The sequence below is a fragment of the Halomonas sp. SIMBA_159 genome (assembly GCF_046536035.1).
Taxonomy (GTDB): Bacteria; Pseudomonadota; Gammaproteobacteria; order Pseudomonadales; family Halomonadaceae; genus Vreelandella; species Vreelandella venusta_A.
Window position 1 is genome coordinate 1 of record NZ_JAWJBT010001169.1, and the last position, 250, is coordinate 250.

Here is a 250-nt window from a genome sequence, read left to right on the forward strand (position 1 = left end):
CTGAAAAAGAAGGCCGGCCTGTCCGATGATGAAGAGATTGATCTGCACCGCCCTTATATTGATGACATTACGTGGGAAGGTCCCAACGGGGGCACGATGCATCGCATCCCGGATCTACTGGATGTCTGGTTCGATTCCGGGTCCATGCCTTTCGCCCAGTGGCACTACCCGTTTGAGAATAAAGATAAATTCAAGAAAAACTTCCCGGCCGACTTTATTGCCGAGGGGGTGGATCAGACGCGCGGCTGGT

Annotated in this window: 1 protein-coding gene; it reads left to right on the plus strand. The window is 53.2% G+C overall.

The genetic code is table 11. The features are described from left to right. Positions 1-250, plus strand: a 250-nt coding sequence (locus R0J87_RS22945; protein ID WP_498889241.1) for a class I tRNA ligase family protein, incomplete at both ends; no start/stop codon positions are given.